The organism is Sulfurospirillum sp. HTRB-L1, from assembly GCF_059415125.1.
In genome coordinates, this window is the sequence record NZ_JCAHZR010000016.1 from 1 (window position 1) to 9,101 (window position 9,101).

9 protein-coding genes are annotated in these 9,101 nt (G+C 49.7%); 3 read left to right on the forward strand and 6 right to left on the reverse strand.

Annotated elements, in window-relative coordinates:
- Nucleotides 1-34: 34 nt before the first annotated feature.
- Genes dcuC through AC5SLM_RS14295 form a run of 3 tightly spaced genes read left to right on the forward strand, consistent with a single transcriptional unit; the run spans nucleotide 35 to nucleotide 3,868 of the window.
- Entirely contained in the window at nucleotides 35-1,303 is a 1,269-nt protein-coding gene (gene dcuC, locus AC5SLM_RS14285; RefSeq protein ID WP_495251652.1) for a C4-dicarboxylate transporter DcuC, read from the forward strand.
- Between the two features lie 9 nt (nucleotides 1,304-1,312).
- Complete coding sequence (locus AC5SLM_RS14290; RefSeq protein ID WP_495251653.1) at nucleotides 1,313-2,551, forward strand: Zn-dependent hydrolase; 1,239 nt, start codon at nucleotides 1,313-1,315, stop codon at nucleotides 2,549-2,551.
- Between the two features lie 3 nt (nucleotides 2,552-2,554).
- Complete coding sequence (locus AC5SLM_RS14295; RefSeq protein WP_495251654.1) at nucleotides 2,555-3,868, forward strand: amidohydrolase; 1,314 nt, start codon at nucleotides 2,555-2,557, stop codon at nucleotides 3,866-3,868.
- A 65-nt stretch (nucleotides 3,869-3,933) separates the two neighbouring features.
- On the opposite strand, the gene AC5SLM_RS14300 is transcribed toward AC5SLM_RS14295, so the two are convergent.
- From AC5SLM_RS14300 to AC5SLM_RS14325, 6 genes are all read right to left on the reverse strand, one after another.
- Nucleotides 3,934-4,914, reverse strand: coding sequence for a nucleotidyl transferase AbiEii/AbiGii toxin family protein (locus AC5SLM_RS14300; RefSeq protein ID WP_495251655.1), 981 nt, complete (start codon nucleotides 4,912-4,914; stop codon nucleotides 3,934-3,936).
- Entirely contained in the window at nucleotides 4,896-5,612 is a 717-nt protein-coding gene (locus AC5SLM_RS14305) for a DUF6088 family protein (RefSeq protein WP_495251656.1), read from the reverse strand. The genes AC5SLM_RS14300 and AC5SLM_RS14305 overlap by 19 nt, the downstream gene beginning before the upstream one ends.
- A gap of 166 nt (nucleotides 5,613-5,778) precedes the next feature.
- A complete protein-coding gene (locus tag AC5SLM_RS14310) occupies nucleotides 5,779-6,174 on the reverse strand; it encodes a type II toxin-antitoxin system VapC family toxin (RefSeq protein ID WP_495251660.1) in 396 nt (131 codons plus the stop codon).
- Nucleotides 6,174-6,401 carry a DUF6364 family protein gene (locus AC5SLM_RS14315; protein ID WP_495251657.1) on the reverse strand — a complete coding sequence of 76 codons (228 nt, stop codon included), beginning with the start codon at nucleotides 6,399-6,401 and terminating at the stop codon, nucleotides 6,174-6,176. Before AC5SLM_RS14315 ends, AC5SLM_RS14310 begins: the two co-directional genes overlap by 1 nt.
- 134 nt (nucleotides 6,402-6,535) lie before the next feature.
- Complete coding sequence (locus AC5SLM_RS14320; protein ID WP_495251658.1) at nucleotides 6,536-7,813, reverse strand: dihydroorotase; 1,278 nt, start codon at nucleotides 7,811-7,813, stop codon at nucleotides 6,536-6,538.
- Nucleotides 7,814-7,821: 8 nt separating this feature from the next.
- Nucleotides 7,822-8,754, reverse strand: a complete 933-nt coding sequence (locus AC5SLM_RS14325) for an aspartate carbamoyltransferase catalytic subunit (protein ID WP_495251659.1) — start codon at nucleotides 8,752-8,754, stop codon at nucleotides 7,822-7,824.
- Nucleotides 8,755-9,101 lie beyond the last annotated feature (347 nt).

Here is a 9,101-nt window from a genome sequence, read left to right on the forward strand (position 1 = left end):
TGGGTTTTAGTTACTACATTTTTTAGGAGGGTTTATGGAAACGGTACGCATTGTGGTTGCCCTGTTGGCGACTGTTGCTGTGGTGTATTTCTTAGTGAAGAAATACGATACAAAATTGGTTCTTTTAGTCGCGGGGGTGTTTATGGCAACCTTCGCCCTAGAGCCTATGAAAGCCTTTGATGCTTTTGCAAAAACGATGGTTTCGGGTGGCCTGATTCAGGCTATCTGTTCGGTTTTAGGCTTCGCGGCGGTGTTGAAGATTACCGAGTGCGACAAACACTTGGTCAACATGCTTGGCGGCGTGCTTAAGCGTGCGGGTATTTTCTTGGTGCCAGCGGCTACGTTGCTGACCTTTGCCATTAACGTTGCCCTTCCCTCGGCGGCGGGATGTGCTGCGGCAGTTGGGGCGATTTTCATTCCCTTACTCATTCACTCTGGTGTGCGCCCTGCTATGGCGGCGGCGGCGGTATTTAGCGGAACGTACGGCAGTATGCTCAACCCCGGACTTTCCCACAACCCCTTCATCGCTGAACTAGCTAGCGTGTCGGTGTTAGAAGTCATCAACACCCACAAAATCGCGACGATTAGCAGTATCGTCGTGGCGGCCATCGCCCTTGGGTTACTCGCTGTGTACCTCAAAGAGCACAAAGGGTACGTTTCGGATGATAAAGATTTTCAGATGGATACCACCTTTAAAGTCAATCCACTCTACGCTCTTGTAAACATCGTCCCACTGGCTATCTTGGTGGTTGGGTTTACAGGTTGGGTGCCTGCACTTAAAATGGGTGTGCCCCAAGCCATGCTCATCGGGGTTTTCTTGGCGGTACTTGTCACACGCACCAGTCCTGCGAAAGTGTCTGATGGCTTCTTTAACGGCATGGGCGGCGCGTACGCACAGATTTTCGGGATTATCATCGCAGCAACCGTGTTTGTTTCAGGGCTTCAATCTTTAGGTGCGGTAGATTCGTTCATTTCATTGCTTATCTCCAATCCAAGCATGGCGTCCATCGGCGCAACAGCAGGGCCATTTTTACTCGCTGTTGTTACGGGTTCTGGCGACGCAGCGGCCTTTGCCTTTAACAAAGCCGTCACACCATTTGCCGTAGAGTTCGGCACCACCATCGAACGCATGGGTTCTCTTTCTGCACTAAGTGGCGCCATCGGCCGCACCATGTCACCCCTTGCAGGTGCTGCGATTATTTGTGCAGGGTTTGCAAAAGTTTCCACGATTGAAGTGGTTAAACGTACTGCCTTGGGCATGATTTTAGCACTCTTTGCTGCTTATTTTGTCTTGGCATTTTAAGGAGCAGTGATGATAAACGCACAGCGACTCGAACACGAAATGCAAACGGTGAGCACCTTTGGCGCGTTGCCAGGTCGGGGCATCACGCGGTTAGCATTTTCAGAAGAAGAAGCGCAAGCAAGAGCCTACGTAAAGGGACTTATGCAGGGCATCGGCATGAACATCCGTGAAGATGCTATTGGCAATATTTACGGCAGAGTGGAGGGGGAACTTCCCCTCTCCCCTGTCACGGTGGGCTCGCACCTTGATAGCGTTCCCCAAGGAGGTTATTACGATGGCACCTTAGGTGTTATGTGCGGCCTTGAAGCCATACGCGCCATCAAAGAGCACGGCATCAGCCACAAACGGCCCCTTGAACTCATCATTTTTTCTTGCGAAGAGTCCAGTCGGTTTAACATGGCAACCGTGGGAAGCAAGGTCATCAGCGGAAAACTGGGTCTTGAAAAACTCAAAACCCTCAAAGACAAACACGGGGTCAGCGTTTACGACGCGGCCAAAGCTTTTGGGTGTGATGTGGACGCGTTAGAAGAGGCAAAACTGGGCAAAAATGCCTTGTACAGTTACATCGAATTGCACATCGAACAAGGGCCGGTGCTCGAAAACAAGGGCATTCCTGTGGGTATCGTCACGGGCATCGCCGCACCTATTCGCTATGAGCTTGTGGTTCTTGGAAAGGCCGACCATTCGGGTGCTACGCCCATGAACATGCGCCAAGATGCCCTTGCGTGCGCGGCGGAGATTATCTTAGGGGTGGAGAGCATTGGGGCACACAAAGCAGGTGAAACCACCGTCGCTACCGTGGGATTTGCCAACGCAACGCCTGGGGTGCTCAACGTCATCCCAGGCTCCGTAACCCTTGGTATCGACATCCGTGATATCGACACAGAGAACCTTGAAAAAGCGGCTACGCTCATTAGTAATATGATTGAATTTACCGTAGCAAAACGGGGACTAACCTACACACTTAAAGAGCTTACTCACGATACACCCACGGCGTTGGATAAAAAAATCATCGACCTGCTCGCCGAAGAAGCGGAAAATTTGGACATCGACGCCTTGATGCTTCCTAGTGGCGCAGGGCACGATGCCATGCACATGGGCGAAGTTTCAGAATTTACTGGGATGCTATTCATCCCTTGCAAAGAGGGCATTAGCCACAACGTGGCCGAAGACATTACCATGGAAGACGCCATCAAGGCCACCCATGTGTTAGCAAAAAGTTTGATCACCTTAGCAAACGAAGGATAACCAATGGATACGATTGCGGCAAAAGCAAGCACCTTACAAGACGAACTCATCGCTTCGCGGCGTTTTTTTCACCAACACCCTGAAACGGGGTGGTTTACCTTTTTTACGACTGCGCAGATTATTAAAAAACTCACCGCTTATGGGTACTCCCTCAAACTTGGGCGCGACATCATCGTCCCCGAAGCCAGACAAGGGGTAGGTTCTCCCGAAGCCTTAGAGGAAGCATTAAAGCGGGCTAAAGCGCTCTTGGACCCGCAAGACCACGGGCTTTTAGAGGTCATGGAAGATGGGCTAACGGGCGTGGTTGCACAGCTTGACTCAGGACGTCCTGGCCCGTGCCTTGCCTTTCGCTTTGACATCGACGCGGTGGATGTCACTGAGAGCAAAGACCCAAGCCATCGCCCTGTGAAAGAGGGATTTCGCGCGGACATCGATGCCATCGCCCACACCTGCGGACATGACGGGCACATCACCATCGGCCTTGGACTTGCGCGGCTCATCAGTGAAAACATCCAAGACTTCAAAGGCACCTTCCGCTTCATCTTCCAAACGGCCGAAGAAGGCACGCGCGGGGCTGTAGGCATGGAGCCTGCGGGCATTTTAGAAGGGATAGACACTCTCTTGGGTGCGCACATTGGCTTTCAAGCCAAAACCAGCGGTGGCGTCATTTGCGGGGTGAACAATTTCCTCGCCACGTCCAAATTTGACGTGACCTTTACGGGCAAAGCGGCCCACGCAGCGGGCGCTCCCCAAGAGGGCGCCAACGCCTTGCTTGCCGCGGCGGAAGCGGCCACACAAATGCACGCCATCACCCGCCACGCCGAAGGTGTCACGCGCATCAACGTGGGCGTATTGCGCGCGGGCGAAGGGCGCAATGTCATCGCACCCAATGCGTTCATGGCGTGCGAAACACGGGGTGTAACCACGGAATTGAATGATTTCATGAAAGAAAAATGCATGAACATCATCAAAGGCGTAGCGATGATTCATTCAGTGGACTACACCGTCACAAAAGTGGGCGGCACCAGCGGTGGAGACAGCAGTAAGGCGGTCACGGCGTTGTTTGAAAAAGTCGCCCTCGCCTCGCCTTTTGTGGAGAGCGAAAAAATCGTCAAAGAGCTAGACTTTGGGGCATGCGAAGACTTCGCCCACTTCATGCGCGCCGTACAACAAGCCGGCGGCCAAAGCGGCTACATGATGATAGGCGCCAAGCTTGATGCGGGCCACCACAACCAAGGCTTCGACTTCGACGAAGCGTGTTTGGTCACAGGCGTTGACCTCTTTTTACGCGCAGCGTATGAGCTGAATGGGAAGTAAGTAAGAACAAAAAAAAAGGGGGGGCTTTGCGGCTCTCCTTTACATGTAAGGACTTTTTCTGATTTTTACAACTGCTGTTCGTTGACAATAAGGGCTATTTTTTGAATATCTTTTTTGATTTCCTCAATGGATGGCAGTGTTTCTCCGTACACCAAGTCTTTAAACTGTGCCGTGTAGTGGTGATTGAGTTTTTCTAGGATTATGGGCGCGTTTTGGAAGATGGGTGTGTTGCATAATTTCACTTGTGACCATTGGGGCGTGCTGAATTGTCTTTGGTCGTCTTCTTTTACACGGGCTATCATTTGAGGAAAAGCCTCACTCGCTATAAACTCTTGAATATCTTGGTGTTGCATTAAAAAATAAATATCGTAAAAATGTCGAATTTTGGCTTTAAGCTGCGAATATTGGGCGTCGCTCTCGTAAGATGCCCTCGCGATGGCACTTAATTTTTCACACAAGGTTCTTCTAAAATCAAGCACATTAATCAAAAATGGCTCCAGCCCAAACTCCCTCACCCTAAGCGGTGTTTTTTGCGCCAAAAACTCTCCGACATACGAAGAAATCTCCATCAATCCATAGGGATGTGGCGTGGCGAAAGAGTTGATTTCGAGAATGATATTTTCGTTGGCGTGTCCAAAATTCCCTTGTTTTAGCTGAGGGTAACGGTGAAGTGTTTTTCTAAATTCACTCCCTTTTGACGTGATATGCGCAACTGTAATCTCTTCAAAATTAGCATCCAAGATTGCTTTTTCTAGGGTGCGAATCATTGTTTTAATTTGATTAGAACGCAAGGTGCCAGTAACGACAGCCAAATCAATATCTTCCGAAAACCGTTCGATGAGCTTGTAGGCTTTGGAAAGTGATGTGCCTCCTTTAAAAATAGCGACTTCGCGGTAACGGCTTTGTGCAAGTGCCTTTAAAATATAGCTCACCCAATAATCTTTTTCCACATACAGCACGTCAATCCCAAGTGCTTGCGCGGTTGCTTCTAGGGCGTCGTTAAAAAGTTCTTGGTGAAGGTGCAGTTTCATGGCACTATTTTCCATGCGTCCTTGCTTGGCAGGGTTTCGTTGCTGATGGGGATTTTGTAACTACTGATGGGATTTAGCGTGGACTTGAGCTTGTAGGCCTCTTCCCAAAGCCCAGCATTTTTAAGCACCGCCCCAACCAAGGCCCTCGTGCGTGGCGGGTGCACGAGTGCTAACTTGGCTAAGATTTGTTGCTCCTTTTTTTCTAAGTGTTCTATCCTTTTTTTAAGCATACCAAAAGCTTCGTCGATAGAGGTATCGGGGATTTTTTTGATGTTATTAAGCGCGTCTAAAAGTTGTAAAAGTTTGATATTTTTTTTGGAGGAAGGATTGCGCTTTGGAACAAATCTGATAGTAGTATTTTGCAGTTTTACCTTGCGCGACGAACGCCCAGACGCGATAGTAATAACGCTTGGTACTTGCGTGGTGAGGCCGAGTTGGTTGAGATTTGAAACGCCGCTGATGTAGTCATTTTTGGATGGCTCTATAAAACTTTTTATCTTTTCTGCACTGCTTGGGCCGATTTCACCAAAAGGAGTGATTTTTGGTTTATAGTATTTACCCTTCGCGACTTTTTGGATGACACCTTTTTTATAGAGACGGCTTAGTTCAACTGCGACGCCCATTTTGTTGTTACTTGGGATATCCTCATACATAAAAATCTTGCCGTCTTTAACAGAACTGACAAAATTGCGTGTGATGTTCGCTACAGACATGAGGCCTCCTTTTGTTTGGAGTAAGTATAGCATAATGAAAAGTTAATACATATAAAAACTTGTTATTTTAAGTTTTTTATAATTATATTTATATCATGTTTTTTTGACTTTAAGCCGTTAAAAACCTTTACATGTAAAGTGCTAAAGGTACTGAAACAGTGCAACTCTACCAAAACCAATCCTCCACTAAAAGCCCCTCGACCCTGCTAAATTCACTGGTATTTCTGCTCACAAGGGTGAGGGCATTTGCCTTGGCGCACCCTGCGATGAGGGTGTCGAGGGGGCCGATGGGCGTGCCTTTGTGCTCTAGCTCTGCTCTGATGCGCGCACTGGCTTTGGCTTCTTTTTGGGTGAAATCTAGGACGTTGACACTCTTTAGTAGCGTTTCAAGTTGCCTTTGACGCTTGAGGCTGTTGGTCGATTTGGCAATGCCAACTTCAAGCTCAAAAATCACCACCGTGGGGATAAAAATATCTTTAGGCGCAACACCAAACAAGCGCCTTGCCACCTCGCCTTGCCCTTTGAAAAAATAAATGAGCGTATTTGTGTCAAGCACATACATCACAAACACTCTCTTTGAACATCGCGCACTTCGCCTCTTATCTCTTCGATGCTAGGAAAATCCCCCCAGCTTCCGCTAAGGCTTTTCACCTCTTCGCTCCACGCGTCTTGAACCTTTTGTTCCAGCACTTTAGCGATAAACTTACTCAAGGAAACGCCGCTTTTCTTGGCCGCTTCTTTGACTTTTGCTTCGAGAGAATTGTCTATATAAAAAGTTAGTTGTGCCATGTGTTCCTCCTAGTATAAGTGTACATATAAGTGGATTATAGCATGTTTGATTCTTTACATGTAAGCATAGAAATTTAAAAATCGGTATTTTAAACAAAAGGGCGCCCCGCAACCGCGGGGGCTTTACATGTAAGCTACAAACAATTGGGAAAGTCAAACACCACGCGGCCGCTTTTGAGTGTTTTTACCGCGGCTCCTGTGAGGGTTTGGTTGAGGAGTGGGGAGTTTTTGGACTTGGATTTGTTGAGTTTTTCATCGTACATGTAGGTCATCTCAGGGTCGATGATGGCGATGTCGGCGAGCATGCCTTTGGCGATTTTGCCTTTATTGTCTAGGTGCAAAATCTTCGCAGGGTTGGCGGAGGTGAGTTCCACCATGCGCTCAAGGGTGATGACCCCTTCTTTCACGAGTGCCAAGGTCAAGGGCACCAAGGTTTGAAGCCCTAAAATCCCAAAAGGCGCCTTGTCAAACTCTACAAATTTCTCATCCGTATGGTGGGGCGCATGGTCCGTGGCGATGACATCCACAAGCCCGCTGCGTAACCCCTCTTTCATGGCCTCCACATCGCACTTCGAGCGCAAGGGCGGGGACATTTTAAAGTAGGTATTGTACGTGAGCAAATGCTCATCCGAGAAGGTAAAATGGTGCGGCGCCAATTCGCAGGTGATGCTCACGCCCTCTTTTCGCGCCAATTCGATGAGTTTGAGTGACCACGCCGAACTCACATGGGCGATGTGAATGTGCCCTTTGGTGAGTTTTGCCAGCAACATGTCCCGCGCCACAGCGATTTCCTCTTTTTCGGAAGGCATCCCTTTGAGGCCCAAAATAGTCGAGGTTGGCCCCTCGTTCATGACTCCATGACGGCACAAGGAGCAATCTTCCGAGTGGCTGATGACAAAGGAGTTAAACCCCCGCGAGTACTCCAGTGCCGCGCGCATCACGGTACTGCTAGACACGGGCAAGCCATCGTCCGAAAACGCCACTGCGCCTGCTTCTATCATGTCGCCCATCTCCACGATGCGGTCACCCTTGAACCCTTGTGTCACCGCCCCGATGGGCAACAAGTCGATGAGTCCTCTGGCTTTTGCCTTGGCAATCATGGCGCGGGTAATGGACGCGTTGTCGTTGATGGGCGTGGTGTTGGCCATGGGCAAACACGTGGTCACGCCCCCTGCTACGGCGGTTTCACTGCCTGAGATGACGTCGTCTTTGTACTCTTGGCCGGGGTCGCGAAAATGCACGTGCATGTCGATGAGGCCAGGCATCACAAGCATCCCTGTGGCGTCGATGACCACGTCGGCTTGCATCTCCTCGGTGGTAATCTCGACAATGGTCTCACCTTCGATGACCACGTTGGCGCTCATGCGCCCATCGGCGTTGATAATCGTTCCGTTTTTAATGAGTGTTTTCATGGTGTTTCCTAACTGTTTCGGTTGCGATTAAGGATGTCAAGCACCGCCATGCGAATAGCGACGCCGTTTTCCACTTGGTTCAAAATGACCGACACTTCGGGGTTTTCTACCACATCGGAGTTGATCTCCACCCCACGGTTGATGGGGCCTGGATGCAAGACGATGGGGTTGGGGTTGGCCAGTTTGATGCGCGTGGAGCTAAGCCCAAAAAACTTGGAGTATTCGCGCGTTGAGGGAAAGGGTGTGCCGCCATCTTGCCGCTCTAGCTGAATGCGCAGCATCATGATGACATCCGAGCCTTCCACGGCCTCTTCCATGGTCTTGCACACGTGGCACCCAAACACGTCCACGTGGGCGGGTATCATGGTCGGTGGGCCAAAAAGCTTCACGGTCATGCCCAGTGTTTTCATGGCCCAAATGTTCGAGCGCGCCACCCTGCTGTGGAAAATATCGCCGATGATAACGACCGTTAACCCCTCCAAACGTCCCTTGTGCTCTTGGATGGTCATGAGGTCCAAAAGGGCTTGGGTGGGGTGTTCGTGCAAGCCATCACCCGCGTTGATGATACACGCGTCTGAGTGCTGTGCCACAAACTGTGCCGCGCCAGAATTGGGGTGGCGCAAGACAAAGATGTCCGTTTTCATGGCTTCCATGTTGTGGATGGTGTCAAGGAGGGTTTCGCCTTTTTGGGCACTGCTTTGGGAGGCGGAAAAGTTGATAGCATCCGCGCCTAAGCGCTTTGCCCCCGTCTCAAAGGAAACACGCGTGCGGGTCGAATTTTCAAAAAAAGCATTAATCACGGTCTTGCCGTGCAACGAACGGGTTTTTTTTACCTCGCTGTTATTGAGGTCTTTAAACGCTTGTGCTGAGCTCAAAAAAAAGAGGATTTCTTCTTTGGAGAGCTCCCTGAGGCCCAGTAAATCTTTGTGTTGATACGCCATGAAGCACACCTTGGGGAGGAATTGATGGGGTTAAAGCGCGGCTAACCGAATCTGCGAATTTTAGCAAAATTCGCCTTAAGCATCTGTTTAGGCATGGGGCGGGCGCACCTGTTCGCTCATTCTCGGTTTGTCGTCCTGACAAACCTCCGAGGGTTCTCGGCCAGCGCTCTCCTGAGCGCTTTATGGCCTCGAAAATCCGCTCACAGGCGCACCCACCCCATGCGTTACATGTAAGGCCTTGTCTCTCATTCCTGTAATTTCAATATTAATCTTTATTTTTCACTTCTATGTAAAAAAGTCTCCAAAAAGCCTCTTTTGCATCCTACACTTCTCCAAATACATTTTTA

What these genes read in the sequence shown, in the direction of transcription:
- AC5SLM_RS14295 (WP_495251654.1), top strand. Translation starts at nt 2,555, where the DNA reads ATGGATACGATTGCGGCAAAAGCAAGCACCTTACAAGACGAACTCATC.
- AC5SLM_RS14290 (WP_495251653.1), top strand. Translation starts at nt 1,313, where the DNA reads ATGATAAACGCACAGCGACTCGAACACGAAATGCAAACGGTGAGCACC.
- AC5SLM_RS14325 (WP_495251659.1), bottom strand. Translation starts at nt 8,754, where the DNA reads ATGGCGTATCAACACAAAGATTTACTGGGCCTCAGGGAGCTCTCCAAA.
- AC5SLM_RS14320 (WP_495251658.1), bottom strand. Translation starts at nt 7,813, where the DNA reads ATGAAAACACTCATTAAAAACGGAACGATTATCAACGCCGATGGGCGC.
- AC5SLM_RS14300 (WP_495251655.1), bottom strand. Translation starts at nt 4,914, where the DNA reads ATGGAAAATAGTGCCATGAAACTGCACCTTCACCAAGAACTTTTTAAC.
- AC5SLM_RS14315 (WP_495251657.1), bottom strand. Translation starts at nt 6,401, where the DNA reads ATGGCACAACTAACTTTTTATATAGACAATTCTCTCGAAGCAAAAGTC.
- AC5SLM_RS14305 (WP_495251656.1), bottom strand. Translation starts at nt 5,612, where the DNA reads ATGTCTGTAGCGAACATCACACGCAATTTTGTCAGTTCTGTTAAAGAC.
- dcuC (WP_495251652.1), top strand. Translation starts at nt 35, where the DNA reads ATGGAAACGGTACGCATTGTGGTTGCCCTGTTGGCGACTGTTGCTGTG.
- AC5SLM_RS14310 (WP_495251660.1), bottom strand. Translation starts at nt 6,174, where the DNA reads ATGTATGTGCTTGACACAAATACGCTCATTTATTTTTTCAAAGGGCAA.